The sequence below is a fragment of the Salinimicrobium sp. WS361 genome, from assembly GCF_050750585.1.
Taxonomy (GTDB): Bacteria; Bacteroidota; Bacteroidia; order Flavobacteriales; family Flavobacteriaceae; genus Salinimicrobium.
The window spans coordinates 19,965-43,285 of sequence record NZ_JBOJLM010000020.1 but is presented as its reverse complement, the minus strand read 5'-3'; the positions used below and the strand labels follow the sequence as shown (position 1 = coordinate 43,285).

Below are 23,321 nucleotides of genomic sequence, written 5' to 3'. Positions count from 1 at the left end.
TATGAGGTTATATGAAAAGATCCCGCTGGCGCAGGATCTCAAAAATGACATTTTTATTCGGCGTTTTCTATTCTTTTATAAGCAGCGATGATCTTCTTCACGAGTTTATGGCGAATAACATCCTTATCATCAAGGTGGATAATTCCCACCCCGTCTACATCCTGCAATACGAGGATAGCTTCTTTGAGTCCTGAAGTCACCCTTTTTGGAAGGTCAATTTGCCCGGGATCTCCTGTAACCATGAATTTCGCACTCTTCCCCATTCGGGTTAAGAACATTTTCATTTGAGCATGGGTCGTGTTTTGTGCTTCATCAAGAATTACAAATGCATGGTCTAGCGTCCGTCCACGCATAAATGCCAGAGGAGCAATTTGAATAACCCCTTTCTCTATATAGCTTTCCAGTTTTTCATGAGGAATCATATCACGTAGTGCATCATAGAGTGGCTGCATGTAAGGATCAAGTTTTTCTTTAAGGTCTCCTGGTAAAAATCCGAGGTTCTCACCTGCCTCTACAGCAGGTCTGGTAAGAATGATCCTCTTTACCTGTTTTTCCTTTAAAGCTTTGACAGCCAAAGCCACTCCCGTATAAGTTTTCCCGGTTCCGGCAGGCCCAATGGCAAAAACCATATCATTTTTACGCATCAGCTCTACAAGTCGGCGTTGATTTGCCGTTTGAGGCTTGATCATCCTACCACTCACCCCATGTACCAGCACTTCCCCGCTTTCGTTTGAAGATTCATAATCTTCTTTACTTTCACTGGTAAGTACCCGTTCAATAGCGTTTTCGTCTAAACGATTAAATTTTCCGTAGTGATCAATCAACATATTGAACCTCCTGTCAAATTCTTCAAGCATCTCTTCATCACCATAGATGCGAAGTTTATTGCCTCTTGCTACAATTTTCAGCTTTGGAAAATACCTTTTTAAAAGCTCGATATGTGAATTTTGTTCCCCAAAAAAATCCCTGGGACTTATTTCAGAAAGTTCAATGATAAGTTCGTTCAAAAGCGACCGGATTAAATTTAAAAAATGACTTAATTATCTTTAGATTTGCATTACAAACTTAGCTAAATAAAGGTTTAAGTTAGGAAAAATATTATTAGAAATTGCCCATGGCCATAATTACCTTAACGACAGATTTTGGGGAAAAAGATCATTTTGCAGGGGCAGTTAAAGGAGCAATCTACACCGAGGTACCATCGGCTAAGATTGTAGATATCTCCCACTCCATAGCCCCGTTTCATATTACTGAAGCCTCTTACATCATCAAAAATGCCTACAGAAGTTTTCCTGAAGGAAGCATTCACATCATAGGAGTTGACTCTGAACTAACCCCCGAAAATAAACATATTGCACTAAAACTTGACGGGCATTATTTTATTTGCGCCAATAACGGGATACTCTCTTTGATAGCTTCGGAATATGTTCCCGAAAAAATTGTAGAGATCAATATTCACGATAAAGTACAAAGCAATTTTCCGGTGCTGGATGTATTTGTAAAAGTAGCCGGACACCTTTCAAGAGGTGGTACCCTGGAAGTTATAGGAAAGACCATCCCTGGAATAAAACAGCTTCGGGAAATGGAACCCCTTATCAATCCTGAAATGGACCAGATCAAAGGAAATGTGATCTACATTGACAATTACGGCAATGTGGTGACAAATATTCCGAAGAAGCTGTTTGAGAAAATTGGAAAAGGCCGAAAGTTTAGTATGCGTGCCAGGACCGCTACTTTTACCGATATCTATAACACCTATAGCGAAGCCATCAATTTTGACACCGATATGATCAACCGCGAAGATGGCAAGAAACTGGCCATATTTAATTCGGGAGGTTATATTGAACTGGCGATCTACAAGAGTAATCCGAGTACGGTGGGCAGTGCCTCTACCCTCTTCGGACTTGAATATCGGGATACGGTGACCGTGAATTTTGAGTAGCGCCAAAGGCGGTTTTCAGTTTTCTGTTCTCAGTTGTCCGTTTTTGTTATTGGTTAATTAGTTACAGTGAATAGTTGATTAGAATTTATCTACTCTCTTTCCACGGTCATCTTTTTCTTTAATGAAAATTTTAAAATATAAGTTGAAAATAATATGTTAATTCGAATCGTAAAAATGACTTTTGAAGCTTCAGAAACTGAAGATTTTCAGAAGTTATTTCAGCAGCATAAAGAGAAAATAAGAGGCTTTGAAGGATGTGAGTTCCTGGAGCTTTATCGTGATAAGCACAATAAAAATATATTTTTTACGTACAGTTACTGGAAAAGTGAAGAGGCATTGGAAAATTATCGTGTCTCTTCCCTTTTTAAAGGAGTATGGAGCCAGACCAAAAAGATGTTTGCTGATAAACCTGAAGCATGGAGCGTGGATAAAATGTGGACCTCAGGTTCAGTAGGCAGTGTGCAGTTTTAAGTAGGCAGTGGGTTTCGGGTTCAAGGTTCAAGGTTTAAGGTTTAAGGTTTAAGGTTTAAAATGGATTGGAATTTGGAATTTTTTTACATTAAACAATATTCAATATACATTATAAATTAAAAAGTGTTAGCAGTTTTAAAGAAAGAAATTAACGCATTTTTCGCCTCTCCCACCGGATACCTGGTCATTGGGCTATTTCTGGTGGTGAACGGGCTTTTTCTTTGGGTTTTTAAAAGCGAGTATAATATCATGGACAGCGGCTTTGCCAATTTAGAGCCTTTTTTTACACTTGCACCATGGGTCTTTTTATTTCTTATTCCGGCTATTACCATGAAGAGCTTTTCCGAAGAAATAAAGCAAGGCACATTAGAATTGCTACTTACCAAACCTTTAACCACAATAGAGCTGGTGCTTGGGAAATACCTGAGTGCACTTGTTTTAATACTTCTTGCCATTTTACCAACGCTGCTGTACATTGTGGCTATCTGGTATTTAATGAGTCCGGGCGGAAACCTGGACAGCGGCGTCATACTTGGTTCCTATTTAGGGCTCATCTTTCTTGGCGCCTCCTATGCCGCCGTGGGGATTTTTGCTTCAATACTTTCCCCAAACCAAATAGTATCCTTTATACTCGCCATTTTTCTTTGCTTCATCGCTTACTTTGCTTTTGAAGCCCTGGCAACCCTGAATATATTTGGCAGCGGAACATTTGGTGTAGAAGATCTGGGTCTCAACGCACATTACGAGAGTATTAGTCGGGGGATTATTGACACCCGGGATGTCATCTATTTTTTAAGTTTCATATTTCTTTTCCTCGCACTCACCAGTTTTATTCTTAACAAGAAAAAACAATCCTGAAAATGAACTCTCAAAAATCGCATTTTTGGAAGGTATTTTTGTTGCTGCTCGCAATCATCGGGATTAACGTGCTTTCCTATAATTTCTTCGGAAGAATTGATCTCACTGCCGATAAACGTTATACATTATCTGAAGCTTCAGAAGAAATCATTTCCAAAGCCGAAGCGCCTGTAGTTATAGACGTGTTCTTGGAAGGAGAATTTCCACCCGAATTCAGGAGGTTACAGGTAGAGACCAGGCAACTACTGGAAGAATTTGCAGCTGTAAACCCTCAAATCAAATACCGGTTTACCAATCCCCTTGAGGAAGGCGGAAATGCCAATGATATCGCTACACAGTTCTATGAGATGGGGATGACCCCGGCACGTATCAATGTAGTGGAAAACGGCCGGACTAGTGAAGCCATAGTATTTCCCTGGGCCATGGCCAACTTCGGAAATAAATCGGTTGCCATTCCTTTACTGAAAAACCAGTTGGGAGCAACCACCGAAGATCGTGTGGCAGCATCGGTACAACAACTGGAATATGCCTTTGCCGATGCTTTCTCAAAATTACTGGAGCCAAAGCGTAAAAAAGTGGCGGTAATGCGAGGTAACGGCGAGCTTGAAGACAGGTATATAGCCGACTTTATAAGAAAAATTCAGGAGTATTATTACATAGCTCCCTTTACTTTAGATTCTGTTACTGTAGATCCTCAGGGAACCCTGGCGCAGCTTAAGGAGTATGATTTGGTGATAGAAGCTAAACCCACTGAACCTTACACAGAAGCCGAAAAATTGGTGTTAGATCAATACCTCATGAACGGCGGAAAACAATTATGGCTGATAGAACATGCTGCGATGGAAACCGACAGCCTTTTCACGCCTGCAGCAACTGCCTTTGCCCTACCCCGCGACCTGAACTTAGGAGATTATTTCTTTAAGTACGGCTTAAGAATTAATCCGGCACTGGTCAAAGATCTTTACTCGGCTCCTATAGTTTTGGCTACTGGCTCGGGCAGCAACGCCCAGTTCAATCCTTATCCCTGGTTTTATTTTCCGCTTTCTTCCTCCCCTTCCACTCATCCTGTGGTTAACAACCTGGAGGCAGTAAAATTTGAATACGCCAGCCCCATTGACATCCTCAAAAATAACATTGATAAAACGGTACTCTTAGCTACTTCTCCCCGATCTGCAGTTGTGGGACTCCCAAGGGAAATAAGTTTGGAAGAGATCACGGCAAAACCTGACCCATCAGAATTTACTTCAGGTGAACTGCCTTTAGCCGTTCTTTTTGAAGGAAATTTCAGTTCAGTTTATGACAACCGAATTTTGCCATTTGAGCTTAATAACTTCCGAAGTAAAAGTGAAGAGACAAAAATGCTGGTGATAAGTGATGGTGATGTCATTAAAAATCAGTTACAGCGAGGGGAGCCGCTTGAGTTGGGCTATGATCGTTATACGGGCACAACATACGGCAACAGGGAATTTTTACTCAATGCAGTCAATTATCTCCTGGATGACCGCGGACTCATCAACATTCGGAGTAAAGAGGTGAAAATAGCATTTCTTGACCCCGAAAAAGTTGAAGAGGAAAGAACCTTCTGGCAAATGATGAATATTGCACTCCCAATTGGCCTGCTGGCACTGTTTGCAGGATTGTTTAGGGCAATAAGGAGAAATAAATACGTAAAATAGCAGCACACCTTCAGGAAAGCCTTTGTTTATTAACAATTTTAGAATATAAAAAATATAAGGTGCTGAAAATGAAATTTTTGAGAGGTATTTTAGAGGATTTACTGTTAATAAAAAATGACTCCTGCTTTCATGCCTTTTGAAGGATTAGGATATATTTGTATCAAGATTAACTTATTACGAAGCCAATGAAATTTATTGTATCGAGCACATATTTGCTAAAACAGCTACAAATACTGGGGGGTGTGATTAACAATAACAACACTCTGCCTATTCTGGATAACTTCCTTTTCGAATTAAATCAAGATGAACTTACCGTTTCTGCATCAGATTTGGAGACTACAATGTCTGCGAAACTTTCTGTAGAATCTGATTCTGAAGGAAAAATTGCAGTGCCTGCCCGCCTGTTACTGGAAACTTTAAAGACCTTTCCAGAACAGCCGCTGACTTTTGTAGTGGAAGATAACAATACCATTGAGCTAAGTTCTAACCACGGGAAGTATGCCCTGGCTTATGCCGGCGGGGAAGAATTCCCAAAGGCTGTGAGCCTTGAAGAGCCAAGCAGTACTGCTATTGTAGGAGATATTTTGGCAACGGCCATTAGCAAAACCATTTTTGCTTCGGGAAATGATGACCTGAGACCTGTAATGAGTGGGGTATTTTTCCAGTTCACCCAGGACAGCCTTACTTTTGTAGCTACAGATGCTCATAAACTGGTAAAATATTCACGAAACGATATTGCGGCTTCTCAAACGGCAGAATTTATTATGCCGAAAAAACCCCTGAACCTGTTGAAAGGAATTCTTTCGGGTTCAGATTCTGAAGTTATTATTGAATACAACGAGTCAAACGCACGTTTTACTTTTGAAGACACCACTTTGGTTTGCCGACTTATTGACGGGAAATATCCGAATTATGAAGCGGTAATCCCTAAGGAAAACCCGAATAAACTGGTCATTGACCGCGGGCAATTCCTTAGCTCAGTAAAAAGGGTCTCTATTTTCTCTAATAAAACAACACACCAGGTTCGCCTGAAGATTGCAGGGGCTGAACTAAATATTTCTGCGGAAGATGTAGATTACAGCAACAAGGCCGAGGAGCGTCTTACATGTTCTTACCAGGGAGACGATATGCAAATTGGATTTAATTCCCGTTTTCTTACCGAAATGCTTTCTAACCTGAACGCTAATGAAGTGCAGCTTGAAATGAGCCTTCCAAACCGCGCCGGAATACTTACTCCTGTAGACGGGTTGGATGATGGAGAGCAGGTAACAATGCTTGTGATGCCGGTAATGTTGAACAATTAGACCGCTGCGCTGTTAGATTTTAGATTTTAGATCGCCTCCTGCGGAGGCTGTTAGATAAAAAAATACCCTCTGAAAATGACATTTTTCAGAGGGTATTTTACTTTATATCATTCTTTTTTTTGAAAGTATATTTATTTTGGCCGGAGTGGGGAATACACTACGCTTGACAATACTTCAGAAAAAAACCTACAGAGTGAAAAATCAACTTGCAGGTTCGTTTTATTTAATTGTGCTTCTAATTTTATTAGTGTTACCTCAAGCAGAAACTATCTCTTTAAACGCCCAGTGCATATTATTTTAAGATATTTATGCTCATTGGATAAGACGGGATTTCTCCATTGTTGACTTTTATTGCATTAAGTATCGGAAAAACTATTGCAATAATGCCGATACCAATGAGGATGAGAATTCCAAGTCCGAACAAAAAGATGAGTGGTATAGCAATAATAGAATAGATAAAAAGGGAGATCTGGAAATTCAGGATCATTTTCCCATGGGCATCCATCCCCAGAACCTTTTCTTTTTGCGTAAGCCAAATGACCAGCGGAACTAGAAATCCGCCAATCCCCGTTACCAGGTCCAGTAATTGACTCAAGTGCGTAAGCATTAATAACTGTCTGTCTTCTCTCATGATTGTTGCGTTTGAATATTCCATTTTTGATTTGATTGATGATTATACTTCAAATATACGATTTAATATAGTACTATGTTATAAAAGATAGTGTTTTTTTATTTTAACTTACAGCCTCCATTCTTTTGCTATTCCCAAAATTTAAAGGAATAGGAAAAATAGGTTTGGAAGTAAGTTCTCTTATTCCAGGGGTTTTTCCCGTTCCCCTTTTCTCTTCATAAATGTCAAAATCAGAATTGGCTTGTAAAACGACCAGAAACATTCCTATTTAAAATCCATGAATAGATCTCAGTTTTACAACATTTAAGTACTTCTAACTTTTAACTTCATTTCGCTACTTTTGCATCATGAAATTGAACGACAACATCGTAGCGCTTGCCACTCCTTCGGGAGCCGGAGCTATAGCAGTGATAAGAGTTTCAGGACCCGATGCAGTGAAGCTGGTAGCTCCGGCTTTTAAAGCAAAGAGCAATAAAGAACTTTTAGAGCAGCCTTCTCATACGCTGCACCTCGGAAATATTATTGAAGGAGAAAGGATTATAGACGAGGTACTGGTTTCAGTTTTTCATGGTCCTAAATCTTATACCGGAGAGAATACTATCGAGATTTCCTGCCATGGCAGCCCGTATATACAGCAGGAGATCATTCAGTTGTTGATCCGCAGGGGTTGTCGTTCTGCCGAAGCCGGCGAATTTACCTTACGTGCCTTCCTTAACGGAAAAATGGACCTAAGCCAGGCAGAAGCTGTGGCCGATCTTATTTCTTCGGAAAATGCTGCCAGCCATCAAATGGCGATGCAGCAAATGCGCGGAGGATTTTCAAACGAAATTCAGAAACTACGACAGGAACTTCTTGATTTTGCTTCCCTAATAGAATTAGAGCTTGATTTCGCTGAAGAGGATGTGGAATTTGCCAATCGCGATGAATTCAAACAACTGGTAAGCCGCATCCAAAATGTACTTAAAAAGCTTATCGATTCCTTTGCTGTAGGAAACGTGTTAAAAAATGGAATACCCGTAGCTATCGTGGGTGAACCTAACGTAGGAAAATCGACACTTCTAAATGCCCTTTTAAACGAGGAAAGAGCGATAGTTTCTGAAATTGCCGGTACCACGCGTGATACCATTGAAGATGAGATCTCCATTGGAGGAATTGGCTTCAGATTTATTGACACTGCCGGAATTCGTGAAACCGAAGATGTAGTAGAAAGCATTGGGATCAAAAGAACCTTTGAAAAAATAAGTCAGGCGCAGGTAGTAATTTTTCTGCTAGACGCCGAAAAGTTCAAGGTCCAAGGTTCATCCCCCTCTGCCTGCGGTATCTCCCCCCAAGGGGGAGAATTTTCGGAACTCCTAAGGGAGATCGAAAAGATCAAAAATAGGTTTCCGCAGAAGCCTTTAATCATTGTTGCCAATAAAATAGATCAATCATCTGAGTCCGAAATCGCAGAACTAAATGTCACCCTGAGCTCAGTAGAAGGCTCTCACTATTTGCCAATTTCCGCTAAAAGTGGAACAGGCGTGGAAGAACTCCAACAAAAACTTCTGCAATTTGTGAACACCGGCGAGCTGCGTAACAATAATACCATAGTAACCAACAGTCGACATTATAATGCCCTGCTTTCAGCCCTGGAAGAAATTAACAAGGTTCAGGATGGACTCAACCACAACCTTTCAGGAGACCTGCTGGCAATCGACATCAGGGAAGCCTTGCACAATTTCGGCGAGATCACCGGCGAGATCACCAATGACGACCTGCTAGGGAATATTTTTGCTAATTTTTGTATTGGCAAATAAACAGGAAATTTAATTTGGTATTATTTGATCATAAATCCCAATAAAACCTAATAAAACCCGGTAATACTGGACATTTTCGTCACTTCTATCTTTTCCCATTTTCACCCATGTTTAGAATATATTTACACCTAGTTTACACCTCGTCCATAATTGTGATAAACGAGGTGTAAAAATTTACACCTCATGGCATCCATTGTAATAATTTCGCCAATTAATCCATACTTTTCATCTCTGAGTAAAGAATTTTACTCAGAGACTAATATATACATAAACCCCTGTTATTAAATAGGTTATTGTAAATAAACTCCTATTTAACAACACAAGATTTGGAAAATTATTCGGCGAGATTATGTCCCTTATTTCCCCTTAATTACCCTTATTTATCCTTATTTCTTCTTATTTACCCTTATATACCCTTAAATCTCCTTATCTTTGTTTATGTAAGTTAAAAATCCAGATCATGAGCACTAATATTAGGGTAGAATCAACCTGTGATTTCTGTGGTAAAAATTTTATAGCTAAGACATTAAAAACAAGATATTGTTCACACACATGTAATAGCAGAGACTATAAAATGAAATTGAAGAATAAGAAGCTAAGAGGAGAAGTAAAAAGTCGGAAAGACAACAAGATCAGTAAGGACCTGGAAGCACTAAAACACAAGGAGTATTTGTCGGCCCAGGATGCAGCAATCATAGTAGGCTGCTCTACAAAAACTATATATAGACTATTGAATGATGGAACGATAAAAGGTGTGAATCTTTCAAAGCGGTTAACTAGAATTAATAAAAAATCTTTGGACAAAATTATCTCCTAACATAGGCCATGTATTGGTTTGTTAAACCGCAAAAAATTGTACTTCAGATTACAACCCTAAACTTTTTAATCAAGCCGGATCTACTGAACTCTTAAAAATAGCTATTTGCCGAGGTGGAAAGTGAGGAACTATCCACTATGCGATTTATCCGGTCGGTTATAGGTGCACTGGTGGTAATACTATTGGATATTAGGTCAACTCCTCCAATAACTTCAGATTTTTATGCCAGAATCTTACATCCTGCAAAACCATATCCAACATTACTAGAAGAGTTTTACGTAGATCTTTTACCGCCGGACTCGAGGTGTTCAACGCATGAAAAGCACCAACAATAAAACGAGTTACCAAGGCATGGTTCCCGTACATTATATTGTTAGTGTTGATTTTTTGAGTCTGCTTTAACAAAGATTCAAAGAGAGAAATTGCCTTTTCAGGGGAGTGATGACACTGATGCAATAAGTAAGAAACAAAGTTATCCGAAGGACTAAATTCAGGAGACTCCACATACTCCTTTAAAAAAGGGTAAATATTTTCTAAAGGAATACCCTCCATTTTATTAAAGAAAAATCTGCGCCTCTGGGAAAACTCATTTGGCTGAATATTTTTTAAAGCGTACAACAACACCTTGTTCGATAGTTCGCTAGGTATAAAAGGTTCTTGATAATGTTTTATTATTTGATTAAAAGACGTGTTTCTTGCATCCGGGCTATGTTTTAGAAGTTTATAGAGCAAGTCTTCCGCCCCACTTTTCTCATGTATAGTTCCCCTATATAAAATACTAAACAACAGTCGTGTATCCTCACTTCCCAATCTGTCAGAACGAACCATTTTGGATAGGATGGGTATAGTAGCCTCAAAATTATGGTTTGTTAAATAATTCAAGGCTTCTAAAGAAGATGCCAACACGAAAACATCTTCCTCCATTGTCATATATTCTATAAACAGCCTGAATGCCTTCTCTTTATTGAGACTCATCAAATAGGCATATCTGAACAACAATACCGCCTTTGTGGACGCACTATGAGAAGTAAATAAGTGGCCAATAAAATCAAAAACCTCCACCTCCATCTCTGTACTGGAACAAAAAGCGAGAGCTTGTGCAATGGAACCATGAACAGAATTAATACCTTGAGTAACCAAACCATTAATAGAGGTTTTTGCTGAAGGATCCCTTAACTGTTGGTGTTTATTTATAGGAGTCTTTTTACTCGTATCTAACAAAAAATTAAAAATTGTTCGATCTGCTTGTTCGTTTTTAATAAGAAATTCTGCTATCCTAATGCAAGCCATAAGCTGACTCTCAAAATTAACATCCGCCAGAATCTTTTTGAATAAGGCTTCCACTTTTTTAGGATCTCCTTTTGCTTCACATAAGCCACTAAGTCCAAGAATAGGGTAAGAACTATCGATTTGGTGATGCCCAATACTCTCTTTTATAATACTTATTTTTTCAGGACTTGGATCCTTCTTTACTGCCTCTTGAAACGCCCAAGAGTGCTCATGTAAACCGCCTTTCAAAAATTCCTTCTGAAACTGTGTCCGGTCTTTGTTATATTTTATGAATGAACGCAACCATTGTCGTTTTGACATTAGTTCATAAGCCGTATCTTGCAAAGGGCGCTGAACTATTCCCGCCATAGCGCGATTAGAAGAAATGTCATCAAAATCCGGAAATTTACGTTGAAGCTCAAGATATTGCTTTAGTAAATCTGCATTTCCGCAAATAATGGCCATTGGGATACAGCGTAATAATCCCAGTTTACTCAACCCCCAAGATTTTATATAATAAGATTTATTTCGCCGTTTAATAACAAACGCTTCACTAGGAACTCTAAGTTCCCTTATAATATTTAAACTCTCTTCCTTTTGAAAATCAGTAAAATAATGAAAAGCCTCACCTAACAGATTCCGGAACTCTCGGCCAGGTTTATCATAAAACCCCAAAAGACCTAGTTTGTTAAATAATTGTAATAAATGAAATACCGAATCGAAATACTGCCTTTCATTCCCTTGCAGACTAAAGACGATGAGCCTTAATACTGGAAAGTACTCTGAACAATTATATTGCTTTAAAAACTTTAAATACACTGGTGAACCAGCCTCTGCTGCCGACCTAAGTCCTTTAGCCAGTATTTGATAAACAACATCCTTTCCTCCTGGATCTTCCTCAGTTTCCAAGTCCACTCCCTCATATGGGTTAGAAGAAGAAAAATCCATTTGCTCGCTTTCCTTCTCAGGATTATCAAGATCATAAATAACCTTTTCCATTAAATCAGGAATAAGAACTTCCGGAATTTTCTTAACTAAGACCTGTAAAGTGTTGATTAAAGTGTAATCATGTGGATAAGCCTTCTGAAGGTAAGAATTAGAAAGAAAGTAGTCTTTCAGCTCTTCCCATACAAAAGCTGGTTTAAACTTCACCAGATTCGCCATTATAGTTTGATAATGGAAAGAGGTAAATTCCAAAGGAGGACAGTCCTTATAAAGCGCATAGGTCTTTGGGTGCGACCAATCTTCCCTCCTTAACAATATTTCCTTCTTGACTTCCGGCACAGTTTCATTTTCTACAAAACTCCAAGCATCAATATTATTTTTATTCACATAATAACTCAGAAAATTAATCCCAGTATTCCACAGGTATCTGGTATTACGTTCTTCCTTTCCTTCATTCTCAGGTACGGAATCTTGAGGCGGATCATTTAAAAATTTAAATTTATCTTCCTCTACTATTACCTTGAACCAGCTATCTGACCGAGCTAATTCGAAAAACAAAATTTTTAAAGCTATTGAGTGCTTTAAGCAATCTAGAAGTAAAGCTGATTCTTCTTTTGTCGGTTCTTCCTGGAAAGCCAAAAGGGATATCAACATATGCTTGATATGAAATAAAACTCTGCTATCCTTTAATAAAATTTTGTTAGTTGCGTAATACTTATGGGGATCAAACTCTCTTAAATAACTGACAATCATTTTTACGGCAGAACGAATCAGTAATGATTGCTCCTGTTCAAGTATGTAACTTAAAAGGTCCTTCTGGTCCTCGACAAATTTCTTAGCAAAAATGAAATCATAAAATGTCTGATGAAAAAGCTGAAGTTGATCCTTTTCTCGCTTAATAAGATGTTCACTTTCCAGATAAGATAACTCCCTTGAGAATTTTTCAAATCTGTTTAAGTGCACCTCTGTTCGTTGATTCTCAAAAAAATACTGGACAATTTTATATAGCAATTTCCTGATTCTTTTTGATTTTAACCCCAGATTTTCCGGTTTCAAAATTACTTGTTGCTTCCATAATTCACTATAAAGGTCATGAATGGATAGTAAGCCCGTAAAGTTGCTTTTACCCTTAGCAATACGAGAAAATATGTTTAGGTGATGAGGAACCCTTAGTAGATAAATTAGCTTGGCAGGAAGCCGTTCATGGGTTATATCCAGTTTTTTTAGTTGACTGAGAACCTGGTCTTCGCTCAAAAGGCCGACTTTAATATGTTCGATAGCCCGATAAGACTTTAGAGTTGGATCATAAAATAGATCTTTTAACCGAATGGACAGAACAAGACGAATTTTAGGACGATGTGTGAAGTAATCGATAAGTGACTTAAATACCATTAGGTAATTTCGCTCACTCGACATAGATTGAGATAAAGCATCTAATTGATCCAGAATTAAAACAGTTTTCGTAAACTTCTCCTCACATTTATTTAGGAAGTCAATTATGGGAATACTCAACCCCACCATATGTTGGAATTCATTGATTGAGGAGACATATATCTTATCTGTCTTTAAACCAAGTACCGGAATAGAATCTTGGGATAAAGCCTCATAAAGATCCTTTAATATCACTGTTTTACCCATTCCAGCATCACCAGCTAAAATACAGATGTTTAATGGTTTATTTTCGCTATTGACTTCTAAGGGTTCATGAATCCATTTTAAAAGCCTTTGGGTTTCTTCTCGGGGAATATGTGAGTTCGGTATTTCATCAAACTCGTTCTTTTCCAGCTTTAAGCTATTAGATCCTAATGATAATTGGTGCCTTATCTGTTCCTCATTAAGCTGGCTCCCTACCATTTCTTCTAATTGCACAGCCAAATTTTTTACTTCTTCGTTATCAACCACACTTCTTACCTGAAAAAATAACGGAATGAGTTCTTTGCATTCTCTTTGACTTAAATAGCGATCAAGGTCCTGAGGGTTAATCTTTTTAACATTTATATTCTCAAGTACCAAAATGACATAAGAAAGAGCATTATCAATTTTAATCTCTGAAAATAATTCATTTTTCAGATGCTTTTGAATCCATTGAATTACAGCCTGGTCATTCCTGATCTCAACTTTAATCTTATCTATAAAGTCACTACAGGAATCAGCGAAACCACTGGAAGCTGCTATGTAGTACGTAAACCGATTTATATCAAACTTCACCTCCTCATAAACCAAAGTATATAGCAAGAACTTTATCAGCTCTTCACCAAATCGGTTTTTACCAAGAGGAGATGCATATTTTTTACACTGAATAAGCCCTGTAAAACTGGATCTCGTGTATAATGTGCAGTCTCTTCCCTTATCTCTAACTCCGCTCATCAAACTTATCTCATCAAAAGCTAGAAAATCTTTACTTCTTATTTTTTCCTGAAAAATAGAATAAACCAGCTCTTCATATCTTCTATGATCTGCTAGTTCATTATAAGGAAAGCCTTTATTTTCAAGAGCTACCGGAGCCGAATGTTTTCCGGTAATTTTAGGTTTATTAAACAGGATTTCAGACACATTCAAAACTTTAGGTCTAAAGATAGGTTTACGAATTTGGTTTTAAAAATTTGTTTAATCTGTTTTGCAGAAATGACATTTAATCCACCTGCTTACGAACAAAAAATCTCCACGCTTGTTATGACTACCCGAGCAAGGATCCATAAATAAAACAATAATTGATAACTTTTTACCCATAAGAATATTTCAACAAGCGAATCCGCAAGATGTTTAAATTATAATATCATTTAAAACCAAATGATATTCTTTTAACTATTCTGATTTTCAGCAAGTTTACTTATCTTTCCTTTCTCTTTTTATACCATAAATTTCTTGTTTCTGTAAAAAATAATAAAGCCATGAAAATTACACTGAGAAAAAAGAAGCTTACGACCGGAAAGTACAGTCTGTACATCGAATATTACAAGGGTTCAAGTCAAAACGACCAGGGAAAAACAGAACATGCACGTCAATTTGAATACCTGAAAGAATACCTAATAATGGATCCTCAGACACCTCAGGAGAGAAAAGCTAATGAGGAAGTACAGACTAAAGCAGAACAAATACTGGCCATCCGTCGCGCTGAATATGCTCAAGGTAAATATGGTATTAAAGACAGGTCCAAAAATAAATTGCAATTTCTTACCTACTATGATAAATTGAAGGAAGAACGATATGAGACTAAAGGAAACTATGACAACTGGGATGCCGCTCAGAAGCATATTGAAAATTACTGCAAAAAAAGAATAATCACTTTTGAAGATATAGATGAAGAATTTGTGCAAGGGTTTAAAAAGTATCTTGCAATTAATGCCAGAACCAAATCAAGCACTCCCTTATCCCAAAACACCAGATTCACCTACTATAATAAATTTAAAGCATGCTTGAGAAAGGCCTTTGAAGAGGGATATACGAGTAAAAATTATGCAACTACGGTTAAAGGTTTTGCCCAGGGAGAGACTTCAAGAGAATACTTAACCCACGAGGAACTCCAGGCAATGGCAAAAGCTGAATGTAAACATCCTATACTCAAATCTGCTTTTTTATTTAGTTGCCTTACAGGACTAAGATGGAGCGACATCAACAAACTTACCTGGTCCGAAGTTCGAGAAGCTGGTGATGAGACACAACTGGTATTTAAGCAAAAGAAAACTGCAGGACAAGAGTACCAATTTATTTCTCCTCAGGCACGGAACTTAATGGGAAAAAGAAAGCAGGAAAAGGACCGTGTATTTCAAGGACTTAAATATGGAGCTCACTTTAATGCCGAAATCCTAAGATGGTGTATGAGGGCGGGTATCACGAAGCACATAACTTTTCACAGTGCCAGACATACCCACGCGGTTCTCTTATTAGAAAATGGTGCTGATATATATACAGTGTCTAAAGTTTTAGGACACAGAGAAATTAGAACTACGCAGGTTTATGCAAAAATAGTAGATAAGAAAAAGAAGGAAGCTGCCTATTTGATCCCGGAGCTTGGAATAAATCATGAGTTTTGACCTTTTTATATACCTCGCTAGTATAGCCCTTATTTATGTATATGGGCGATTTGTGATTCACATAGCCATACCAATCTTTCACTATTTTCTAGTTGAACCCTTTGACTGGCAAAAGCAGGTAGAAAAACCCAGAATATTTCTACACCTGACGGGACTTAGCTTTATGCATCTTATGGTCTACTCCAATTCATCACTAGAAAATAAAGGAATTCTAATTCAGGTAATAATATGGCTTACATTTATTCTTGGATTCCTTTTTTGTCAATTTACCTGGACTGAGAAATTTCAAAATACTTTTGTACCAAAGGTTACGAGGTCTACTGCCGAATCTTCTCAAAATTTTAATATTTCTATATCTGATCTTCAGCTGATTCAACTTTACAATGAACTGGTAAGATTTGATCTATTAAACCAGGATTTGACTGCCTTAGAGGATTTCAGAAATGTTTTGCTAAAGGATTGGAAGGAACACAATTCTAAACTTCACTTAAAAATGGACGGACCAAGTGGCCGGGAATTTTTTGAACAACTGGCTCAGACCTTCCCCAATAATTCTCTTTCTCTTATAGACTTTTTTGACCGCTCGAAATTAATTGTAAGGCCAGACGGCAAGAGATATAAATATAACACTATAAAAAATGCTCCTACCAGAAGTAGCCAATCCAAAAAACATTTCGAATTGAGACAAATTTTTAGTAAAATCAATTAGGGTCAATGAGAAATCTTTTTTATTCCATTGAGTTTTCATCTTGCAATTCGCGATTCGCGAATCGCGAATTGAGAATTGAGAATTGGCTTAAATTTAAATTATGCCCTTTCTATTCCCTGAGGCTGGTTTTGTTAATTTGTACACCAAAAAATCTGTTCTAAAAATTTAAAATTCCGTTTTAAAAGCTGGTGCCATTAAGAGTTGTTGACCATTGCTCAGGCAATTTGTTTTGCAACAGCTTTCCATTGCCCAACAACGGACAAAACTTCTTTTATTATACCATCAAGGAGTTCTAATTAGGGGAAGCTTACAAAATTTTCCTTCTGCTATTTCCTAAAGTAGATTTAGATCTTGAAGCTTGCGCCCCAGTTGATCATCTTCAGCAATATGATAAAAGTCCTTCTCCAAATTTAAAACCTTAAGTACATTGAAATAAATTCCCATAGCAACAGCAACGTCTCCCTTTTCGACCCGGTGCAAAGTGGCGCGATGGATACCGGCACGTTCTGCAACCTGGGCGGCAGTGAGTTTCCTGCGCTTTCGGGCGAGCTTAATGTTTTCTCCTATTTTATCAAATATTTTTTGGTACTTGGGTAGGATTATCGCCTTTTTGGATTTCACAATGTCGCTTATTTACATCAAAAATACCCTTATTGACATTAATAAACGACACTTTTATAGAAGTGCTTTCTCTAAGCCCATGGGATATGATCCACTTCTACTAAGAGAAACTTGAAAAATGGCTCCTTCTAATTCTCCTAAATCAAAAAAATCCAGACATAATTACTTGACTATGCCTCACGAAATTTCAAATTGAGCAGCCCGTAATGACATGTATATTTAGTATTACCAACCTCTAATTTTAATTGATTTTGGTGTAACGCTCCTCTAAAAGGTGTAAATATTTTTTTTGATATTCTTCAGAAAGAAAGGATTTCCGGATCCAGTCTAAAGCAACTTTCTTGTTACGGTTAAACCTTCTAAAAACTCCACTAATCTGTTTAGTGTTCAAATTTAAATTCAGACCTAAGCTTTCAAAGTGCTCTCTGCTAAGCTTTCTCTTCTTACCCTCCAGGGTCAGTGCAAGTTCTTCATCGTCATCCAGATTAACAATAGAAACGTTCAACAAATCATAGGCAGGTGAAAGTGTCCATAAACTTCCCCTTTTAATGAGGGAAAAATTTTTGAGATGCATATCATTATTTCCTGTTAGGAAACTGAAAACAGCTAACTCAAAAAAATAGAGCTTATCCAACAAGGTGTTACTGGAATATTTTCCAATTGCCTTTCCTACTCTTTCCATTGAGCCTTTGTACTTGTCTGTAGCTTCCAGGATCTGGAACATGTCGAGCATATGAATTTTCTCATCTTCATCAGTGCGATCTACTCTTCTTGTAATGTAAGACAACTCGCCGCTCTGAAGCCGAATTAAACTTGAGAGCACAGTTTTGATTCCAAATGCTTCGGCAATCCTCATGGTCACATGTTCGTTCTCCGGCATCTGAGGAAAGGCTTCGGAAGGTGGTTTTAAAATGTATTTTCCTCCCAGAGCTCCAACCACTGTCAGCCTCTGCCCTTCTTCATTTAAAGAACCTTCCACCAGAGAAAGGGATAATTTTGGCTGAACTCCCGGAACTGCAATACGTCTTTCAACTACATTTCTGGCCAGATCCACCATTTGGTTTAGCGAATATTCCAGTTCTGGAGGTTCTTCTGTACCAAAAAAGGTTTTTACACAACTCCTGTGGAAATCCTCAAAATCATTTTTTTGTAGTTCCTGGTAACAGTAAAGACATCTATTCTTCATTTCCCTCAGCTATTGGATGAACACTAACTGCACCTATACAGTTTTGACAACAGGCTAAAAGCAGCCCCATACGATCCCTTTTATTTATTTTCCAGTTCCTGGAGGCAATATCAAGTAACCAGCCTTCAGGAATAAGACCTTCGAAAAAAGGAAAAAGGTATTTTTCTACATAGGGTTCTTCTCTTACTGGCATTGTGAATGTTAGAAACTTGTCAGGATTTTCCTTCATATAAGTTTTATTATATACAAATTTGTATTCTCCCTCGTCGGTTTCTGTTAAGATCCCCGCTAAAGTATTGCCATAGAAAATTTCTGCCTGTCTCATAACTTAAGAAATTTCTTTTTGCTCCACCGGTGCCAATACATGACCAAACATTTTTAGAACATGGTTTACTTTTTCCAAATTCAGATTTTCTTTCCCTTGCTCAATCTTCCGTATAACGGTTAAAGCCACTCCTGCTCTTTCCGCAAACTCTTCCTGAGTAAGATTATTCTCTTTTCTCTTTTCTTTTAAAAACTGCGAAAGTTTCTTCATTATATGTGATCTGATATAAATTTAACCAAATATACGATATTATATGTTATGACATATAAAAAATAAGAACAAGTATTATATGCTAAAACATATACTTTACTTGCTTCAGAACATTTTTCCGGTATATGCCATTAATCTTAGTACTTGACACTCAAGATTATTTTCCCAAAACACATACATGATCGACAATTTTCCATACCAGGCATGTAATGTATCCATTTTCAACTGTTTCCCTTTTTAGCTTAGCTCCAGAATTCTACCAACAAAAGCGCTTTTGTTCATTAATCAACCTTAAAACATTTAAAAATGAACGAATTTAAAATTATGGAACAACTGGATCGTATCGAAAAGTTGTTAAGAGCAGGTAAGACAGTAATGTCTTTAGAGGAAGCAAGTGAATATTCAGGTATCTCCCGAAGCTATCTCTACAAGCTGACAGCCAAGGGTGAAATTCCCTTTTCCAAACCAAGAGGAAAAATGATCTACTTCTCCAAAGAGAAACTGGATGAATGGTTGCTTTCTAATTCTCGGAAATCAGGAAGAGAAGTAAAGACTGAAGCTATTGACTACGCCTTCAGGAATAAGAAAAGCTTTTTATAGAACCTCTAAAGTTTTGTGCTATGGATGGCAAACCTGAAAAGCTTTATGGGGTAAAGGAACAGAAGAAAAAAACGGTGTATGACTTCATCTTTGAATACACCAGTGAAAAGTATGATATCAGGTATGATGAACTGGGACATGACTTTCAAATCTCTTTAAAAGATCAGAATGAATGGGAAATTCTGGATGTGAACTCTTTCATGATTGAACTTGCACAATCTAACATAGAAGTTACTCCTGCAAAACTTGAAATTTTCCTCAGATCCAAATTCGTCCCGAAGTTTAATCCCATAGAAGAATACTTCCGATTGCTGCCGAAGTCATACAACGGAGATCCCATTAAAGAAATCGCATCATATCTTCCGCTTAAGGAACCGGATCTATTTCTCTATCATTTTAGGAAGTGGCTGGTCCGGACCGTCAGGTGTGGTATTGAAAAGGAGTACTTCAACAAACAGTGCCTGGTTCTGGTCCACTCTCAACAGAACTCCGGGAAATCCACCTGGTGTAGGTTCCTAAACCCTCCTGCCCTCTCCAGGTATTTTGCCGAAGACATGACCACTGATAAGGATGCAAGGATCCAACTGACCAGAAATTTCCTCATCAACCTTGATGAATTATCTATCCTGGCAAAAAAAGAAATAAATGCTCTAAAAGCCTATTTCTCCAAGACAATGATAAATGAAAGGTTGCCTTATGATCGGAAGAATTCTACACTCCCCCGAACCTGTAGTTTTATTGGATCAACAAACCGGGCAACCTTTCTTAATGATGAAACGGGATCTGTCAGATGGCTCTGCTTTGAACTCAAAGGAACAATTGATTTCTCTTATTCCCGGGAGGTTGATATAGACAAGGTCTGGGCCCAGGCATACTACCTGGCTTATATAGACGAACAATTCTGTTCTGAACTTACACTGGATGACATTCATAAAAATGAAATCAGGAATAGAACATACCGGGAATCTAACATGGAAGAGGAAATGATCTCCAAATTTTACACTCACAGTTCAGATCCTGCAGATTTTAAAACAGCATCAGAACTTGTGATTGAGCTGTCGCCTATTAACCCGCGTCTCAACATGTATAATATGGGAAGGGCTTTAAAATCTTTGGAATATGAAAGGGTGAAATCCGGCAGTACAAGAAGCTACGGCTATCTAATCAAACCGAAGTTTAAAGCTTCACCCATAGAACTTTTATAAAAACTATTTACCCAATTACCCCAACTCCTTAAAGCCCCTGAAACCATTGGGCTTCTAATGTGGTAATTAGATTTTTTAGAATCTACCCATGGGTAATTGGGTAGATAGAAATTACAGCAAAAAAAGAAATAAACCCTTGTATTTACTGGGCTGGGTAGATGGGTAATTAAAAATAGAAAAACATGAATAAAAATTCTATCAACTTATCGTGGAGTAGTGCCCGTCAAATTTGCATCGTAAAAACTCTTGCAAATTCAGGCCACTACCCCACCAGGAAATCGGAGAAAGAAGCTTGGTTTCTGAGTCCCCTGCGGTCAGAAACCCAAGCATCTTTCAGCGTCTCTTTGATTAAGAACCTGTGGTATGACTACGGAATAGGGAAAGGTGGAAACATCATAGACCTGGTCATGGCCATAAACAACTGCTCTGCTCATGAAGCAGTACGCCGCCTGCAGGAAAAGATTCAGTTTTCTTTTTGCCCGGAAAAAATCATTCAGAAAAAAAATTCCGTTCAAATTAGGAATGTGAAGGTGATAAAGCATATTGCCCTCGTCGAATATCTCAAGTCAAGAAAAATTCCACTGGAGGTAGCTCAACGCTTTTGCCAGGAGGTATGGTTTAGTCTTAACAAGAAAATCTATTTTTCTATTGGACTTCGAAATGATGCCGGAGGATACGAACTCAGGAACAAATTCTTTAAATGCTCTACCTCCCCTAAGACTATTTCCTCTTTCATAAGAGGCTTTAAAAGACTGGTAATTACTGAAGGTATGTTTGATTTCCTTTCCCTAAAAGTGCTGAAAAATGAAATCTTTTCTTCCTCGGATATCGTCGTGCTAAATTCCCTTGGAAACATTGGACTTATTCCGGAAGTATGGAACTCCTATTCTGAAATATATCTTCTCCTGGATAATGATCCTGCAGGAAGAACTGCTACCCAACAACTTCTGAAGAAGTTTTCTAATGCCATTGATGAAAGTCAATTCTACTTCGATTACAAGGACCTTAATAATATGCTGACTCATGAAAGAATGGAAAAATGAAAGGAAGAAACCTATAGTAATAGATGTTTCTAAACTGGATCCTGCTTCTGAAGGATTATCTATAGAAGAAATAGAGGCTTCTCTGGAAGAGCATCCTACTATTGAACCGAATTCTAATTCAAGATGTGTGCCTGTGGGCACAAAAATAATTGCTCCCGGTGGTCGCAATAAAAAAGAGATGTTTAAGGCGAAAAGGGAATTCGTGAAATTTAGATGTTCCGTCTATGAAAAGAAGCTGCTGTACATCAAAGCCAAAAGAAGCAGGCTTAGCGTTAGCGAGTTTTGTCGCAGGTCCATTTTTAATCTGGAGATCAAAGAACGTCTTTCCGATGATCATATCGAGATCCTTAAGACCCTTAGCAAATATCATAACAACTTTAAGTCCATAGGAAACATGTTCCGGAAAAAGGACCCACGACTTACTGCGGCAGTTTATGCCCTGGCAGATGAGATAAAACAACAATTTGAAAAGGTTCAGAAATGATTGGCAAAGGAAAATCCATTTCCCATACCCGCGCATCAATGGCTTACGGATGGAACCAGGAAAAGAATGCTGAAGTGGTATACCGGCAACATCTCGTAGGAGACAATCCAAAAGAGATCAGCCGGGAATTTCAGCTGATCCAGGAACAGAATGTCAATTGCAAAAAGAATACGCTGTCTTTTGTACTCAGTCCTGCAATTGAAGATGGAAAGAAACTTCACAAGGCTGAGTTTCAAAAAATATGTGCAGCTTTTATGGAAAAAATGAAGCTGGGAGAAAGACAGGCAATTGCTTTTGTACACCGGGACAAACAACACCTGCATATACATCTATACGTGAACAGGATCGACTTCAATGGAACTGCATATAACGACAGCTTTATTGGAAAGCGTTGTCAACAGGCTGCGGAAAAAGTGGCACACCAATATCAGTTAACAACAGTAAAGCACCTACAAATTGAGAAGGAATTTAACCTGAAAGACATACGGGCAGAAATTAAGCGACGGCATGACATCACCATGAAAAACTTCAAACCAAAAAGCTTTGATCAGTACATCAAGGCCATGGAAGCCAATAAGGTGAAAGTAATTCCCTGTATCAATAAAGCTAACAAGTTGCAGGGTTTCCGGTTTGAGTTTGATGGTTACAACCTCAAAGGAAGCGAAATCCACAGGTCAATGAGTGGCGGAAATATCGGAAAAGCCATGGCCAGCCAGGTCGGTGTAAAACCATTTCTAAAAGAAAATGAACAGTTGAAGATGGCAGGAAAAGCAGTACAGCTCTCAAATCGAATGATCGTGAGCATCACAAAACATGTTCTAAAACAAATTATTAGCCGGGGAATTGAATACTAAAACATGGGACTATGACTAAATTGGAGGAATTATCAGAAATGCTCGTTTCAGAAATTGAACAGTTTGAAAAGACTGTAGAAAAGTTGCAGAAAATTCAGGAGCAAAAAATTTTAATCGATAGCCGAGCCTTAGAAAATACGATCTGGCTGCAGCAGGAAAGACTTGAGAAGGCTTTATCCTCGCACAATCAAGAAATGAAAAACCTTGGCCAAACACTTGAAAAGGCAAAGGCATATCCAGTCTGGGCTTTGACCTTATTTGTTGCATCTTTAATTCTTAATGGGATATTGGCCTATATAATCATCGCTAAAGTGGTATAATTGTCCAATTAAAGCGGTACT

Annotated in this window: 22 protein-coding genes; 15 read left to right on the top strand and 7 right to left on the bottom strand. The window is 38.1% G+C overall.

Annotated elements, in window-relative coordinates:
* Window positions 1-53 precede the first annotated feature (53 nt).
* On the bottom strand, window positions 54-1,007 hold the full coding sequence (locus ACQ93I_RS15435; RefSeq protein ID WP_431699297.1) for a PhoH family protein: 954 nt from the start codon (window positions 1,005-1,007) through the stop codon (window positions 54-56).
* 107 nt (window positions 1,008-1,114) lie between these two features.
* Between ACQ93I_RS15435 and ACQ93I_RS15430 the strand changes: the two genes are divergently transcribed.
* The 5 genes from ACQ93I_RS15430 (at window position 1,115) to dnaN (ending at window position 6,251) form a co-directional block, all read left to right on the top strand.
* Window positions 1,115-1,942 carry an SAM hydrolase/SAM-dependent halogenase family protein gene (locus ACQ93I_RS15430; protein ID WP_431699296.1) on the top strand — a complete coding sequence of 276 codons (828 nt, stop codon included), beginning with the start codon at window positions 1,115-1,117 and terminating at the stop codon, window positions 1,940-1,942.
* Between the two features lie 153 nt (window positions 1,943-2,095).
* Window positions 2,096-2,413 (top strand): putative quinol monooxygenase, encoded by a 318-nt coding sequence (locus ACQ93I_RS15425; protein WP_431699295.1) that lies wholly within the window; start codon window positions 2,096-2,098, stop codon window positions 2,411-2,413.
* Window positions 2,414-2,536: 123 nt separating this feature from the next.
* Window positions 2,537-3,271: a gliding motility-associated ABC transporter permease subunit GldF gene (gene gldF / locus ACQ93I_RS15420; protein WP_431699294.1), complete on the top strand. Its 735-nt coding sequence runs from the start codon at window positions 2,537-2,539 to the stop codon at window positions 3,269-3,271.
* A gap of 2 nt (window positions 3,272-3,273) precedes the next feature.
* A complete protein-coding gene (gene gldG, locus ACQ93I_RS15415) occupies window positions 3,274-4,947 on the top strand; it encodes a gliding motility-associated ABC transporter substrate-binding protein GldG (RefSeq protein ID WP_431699293.1) in 1,674 nt (557 codons plus the stop codon).
* 185 nt (window positions 4,948-5,132) lie between these two features.
* Window positions 5,133-6,251 carry a DNA polymerase III subunit beta gene (dnaN, locus tag ACQ93I_RS15410; protein ID WP_266069089.1) on the top strand — a complete coding sequence of 373 codons (1,119 nt, stop codon included), beginning with the start codon at window positions 5,133-5,135 and terminating at the stop codon, window positions 6,249-6,251.
* A 292-nt stretch (window positions 6,252-6,543) separates the two neighbouring features.
* On the opposite strand, the gene ACQ93I_RS15405 is transcribed toward dnaN, so the two are convergent.
* Window positions 6,544-6,882, bottom strand: a complete 339-nt coding sequence (locus tag ACQ93I_RS15405; RefSeq protein ID WP_266069090.1) for a DUF4870 domain-containing protein — start codon at window positions 6,880-6,882, stop codon at window positions 6,544-6,546.
* 347 nt (window positions 6,883-7,229) lie between these two features.
* On the opposite strand from ACQ93I_RS15405, the gene mnmE reads away from it, so the two are divergent.
* Entirely contained in the window at window positions 7,230-8,678 is a 1,449-nt protein-coding gene (mnmE, locus tag ACQ93I_RS15400) for a tRNA uridine-5-carboxymethylaminomethyl(34) synthesis GTPase MnmE (RefSeq protein ID WP_431699292.1), read from the top strand.
* Between the two features lie 460 nt (window positions 8,679-9,138).
* Window positions 9,139-9,495, top strand: a complete 357-nt coding sequence (locus ACQ93I_RS15395) for a helix-turn-helix transcriptional regulator (protein WP_266069092.1) — start codon at window positions 9,139-9,141, stop codon at window positions 9,493-9,495.
* Window positions 9,496-9,684: 189 nt separating this feature from the next.
* On the opposite strand, the gene ACQ93I_RS15390 is transcribed toward ACQ93I_RS15395, so the two are convergent.
* Window positions 9,685-14,262, bottom strand: coding sequence for a hypothetical protein (locus ACQ93I_RS15390; RefSeq protein ID WP_431699291.1), 4,578 nt, complete (start codon window positions 14,260-14,262; stop codon window positions 9,685-9,687).
* A 338-nt stretch (window positions 14,263-14,600) separates the two neighbouring features.
* On the opposite strand from ACQ93I_RS15390, the gene ACQ93I_RS15385 reads away from it, so the two are divergent.
* Window positions 14,601-15,743 (top strand): site-specific integrase, encoded by a 1,143-nt coding sequence (locus ACQ93I_RS15385; RefSeq protein ID WP_431699290.1) that lies wholly within the window; start codon window positions 14,601-14,603, stop codon window positions 15,741-15,743.
* Entirely contained in the window at window positions 15,733-16,452 is a 720-nt protein-coding gene (locus tag ACQ93I_RS15380) for a hypothetical protein (RefSeq protein ID WP_431699289.1), read from the top strand. Before ACQ93I_RS15385 ends, ACQ93I_RS15380 begins: the two co-directional genes overlap by 11 nt.
* Window positions 16,453-16,785: 333 nt before the next feature.
* Here the strand turns inward: ACQ93I_RS15380 and ACQ93I_RS15375 are convergent, their stop codons facing one another.
* From ACQ93I_RS15375 to ACQ93I_RS15360, 4 genes are all read right to left on the bottom strand, one after another.
* Window positions 16,786-17,073 carry a helix-turn-helix domain-containing protein gene (locus ACQ93I_RS15375; protein WP_266069095.1) on the bottom strand — a complete coding sequence of 96 codons (288 nt, stop codon included), beginning with the start codon at window positions 17,071-17,073 and terminating at the stop codon, window positions 16,786-16,788.
* 241 nt (window positions 17,074-17,314) lie between these two features.
* On the bottom strand, window positions 17,315-18,259 hold the full coding sequence (locus ACQ93I_RS15370) for a HipA domain-containing protein (RefSeq protein WP_431699288.1): 945 nt from the start codon (window positions 18,257-18,259) through the stop codon (window positions 17,315-17,317).
* Window positions 18,249-18,584 carry a HipA N-terminal domain-containing protein gene (locus ACQ93I_RS15365; RefSeq protein WP_431699287.1) on the bottom strand — a complete coding sequence of 112 codons (336 nt, stop codon included), beginning with the start codon at window positions 18,582-18,584 and terminating at the stop codon, window positions 18,249-18,251. Before ACQ93I_RS15365 ends, ACQ93I_RS15370 begins: the two co-directional genes overlap by 11 nt.
* Before the next feature lie 3 nt (window positions 18,585-18,587).
* The gene (locus ACQ93I_RS15360) at window positions 18,588-18,794 is read right to left on the bottom strand and encodes a type II toxin-antitoxin system Y4mF family antitoxin (protein WP_431699286.1); all 207 of its coding nucleotides are present in this window, start codon (window positions 18,792-18,794) and stop codon (window positions 18,588-18,590) included.
* 306 nt (window positions 18,795-19,100) lie between these two features.
* Between ACQ93I_RS15360 and ACQ93I_RS15355 the strand changes: the two genes are divergently transcribed.
* The 6 genes from ACQ93I_RS15355 to ACQ93I_RS15330 all read left to right on the top strand — a co-directional run bounded on the left by ACQ93I_RS15355 (window position 19,101) and on the right by ACQ93I_RS15330 (window position 23,300).
* On the top strand, window positions 19,101-19,394 hold the full coding sequence (locus ACQ93I_RS15355; RefSeq protein ID WP_431699285.1) for a helix-turn-helix domain-containing protein: 294 nt from the start codon (window positions 19,101-19,103) through the stop codon (window positions 19,392-19,394).
* A 20-nt stretch (window positions 19,395-19,414) separates the two neighbouring features.
* The gene (locus ACQ93I_RS15350; RefSeq protein ID WP_431699284.1) at window positions 19,415-20,599 is read left to right on the top strand and encodes a VapE domain-containing protein; all 1,185 of its coding nucleotides are present in this window, start codon (window positions 19,415-19,417) and stop codon (window positions 20,597-20,599) included.
* Window positions 20,600-20,781: 182 nt separating this feature from the next.
* Window positions 20,782-21,642 (top strand): toprim domain-containing protein, encoded by an 861-nt coding sequence (locus ACQ93I_RS15345; protein WP_266069101.1) that lies wholly within the window; start codon window positions 20,782-20,784, stop codon window positions 21,640-21,642.
* A complete protein-coding gene (mbpA, locus tag ACQ93I_RS15340) occupies window positions 21,623-22,126 on the top strand; it encodes a mobilization protein MbpA (RefSeq protein ID WP_266069102.1) in 504 nt (167 codons plus the stop codon). The genes ACQ93I_RS15345 and mbpA overlap by 20 nt, the downstream gene beginning before the upstream one ends.
* Entirely contained in the window at window positions 22,123-22,980 is an 858-nt protein-coding gene (locus ACQ93I_RS15335; protein ID WP_431699283.1) for a relaxase/mobilization nuclease domain-containing protein, read from the top strand. Before mbpA ends, ACQ93I_RS15335 begins: the two co-directional genes overlap by 4 nt.
* Window positions 22,981-22,991: 11 nt before the next feature.
* A complete protein-coding gene (locus tag ACQ93I_RS15330; protein WP_431699282.1) occupies window positions 22,992-23,300 on the top strand; it encodes a DUF6730 family protein in 309 nt (102 codons plus the stop codon).
* Window positions 23,301-23,321: the final 21 nt, after the last annotated feature.

Bases quoted from the DNA above. Each gene is read 5' to 3' on its own strand.
- ACQ93I_RS15380 (WP_431699289.1), top strand. From the start codon at position 15,733: ATGAGTTTTGACCTTTTTATATACCTCGCTAGTATAGCCCTTATTTAT.
- ACQ93I_RS15385 (WP_431699290.1), top strand. From the start codon at position 14,601: ATGAAAATTACACTGAGAAAAAAGAAGCTTACGACCGGAAAGTACAGT.
- ACQ93I_RS15370 (WP_431699288.1), bottom strand. From the start codon at position 18,259: ATGAAGAATAGATGTCTTTACTGTTACCAGGAACTACAAAAAAATGAT.
- ACQ93I_RS15425 (WP_431699295.1), top strand. From the start codon at position 2,096: ATGTTAATTCGAATCGTAAAAATGACTTTTGAAGCTTCAGAAACTGAA.
- ACQ93I_RS15365 (WP_431699287.1), bottom strand. From the start codon at position 18,584: ATGAGACAGGCAGAAATTTTCTATGGCAATACTTTAGCGGGGATCTTA.
- ACQ93I_RS15395 (WP_266069092.1), top strand. From the start codon at position 9,139: ATGAGCACTAATATTAGGGTAGAATCAACCTGTGATTTCTGTGGTAAA.
- mnmE (WP_431699292.1), top strand. From the start codon at position 7,230: ATGAAATTGAACGACAACATCGTAGCGCTTGCCACTCCTTCGGGAGCC.
- ACQ93I_RS15430 (WP_431699296.1), top strand. From the start codon at position 1,115: ATGGCCATAATTACCTTAACGACAGATTTTGGGGAAAAAGATCATTTT.
- ACQ93I_RS15355 (WP_431699285.1), top strand. From the start codon at position 19,101: ATGAACGAATTTAAAATTATGGAACAACTGGATCGTATCGAAAAGTTG.
- mbpA (WP_266069102.1), top strand. From the start codon at position 21,623: ATGAAAGAATGGAAAAATGAAAGGAAGAAACCTATAGTAATAGATGTT.
- ACQ93I_RS15330 (WP_431699282.1), top strand. From the start codon at position 22,992: ATGACTAAATTGGAGGAATTATCAGAAATGCTCGTTTCAGAAATTGAA.
- gldG (WP_431699293.1), top strand. From the start codon at position 3,274: ATGAACTCTCAAAAATCGCATTTTTGGAAGGTATTTTTGTTGCTGCTC.
- ACQ93I_RS15360 (WP_431699286.1), bottom strand. From the start codon at position 18,794: ATGAAGAAACTTTCGCAGTTTTTAAAAGAAAAGAGAAAAGAGAATAAT.
- ACQ93I_RS15405 (WP_266069090.1), bottom strand. From the start codon at position 6,882: ATGAGAGAAGACAGACAGTTATTAATGCTTACGCACTTGAGTCAATTA.
- ACQ93I_RS15335 (WP_431699283.1), top strand. From the start codon at position 22,123: ATGATTGGCAAAGGAAAATCCATTTCCCATACCCGCGCATCAATGGCT.
- dnaN (WP_266069089.1), top strand. From the start codon at position 5,133: ATGAAATTTATTGTATCGAGCACATATTTGCTAAAACAGCTACAAATA.
- ACQ93I_RS15345 (WP_266069101.1), top strand. From the start codon at position 20,782: ATGAATAAAAATTCTATCAACTTATCGTGGAGTAGTGCCCGTCAAATT.
- ACQ93I_RS15350 (WP_431699284.1), top strand. From the start codon at position 19,415: ATGGATGGCAAACCTGAAAAGCTTTATGGGGTAAAGGAACAGAAGAAA.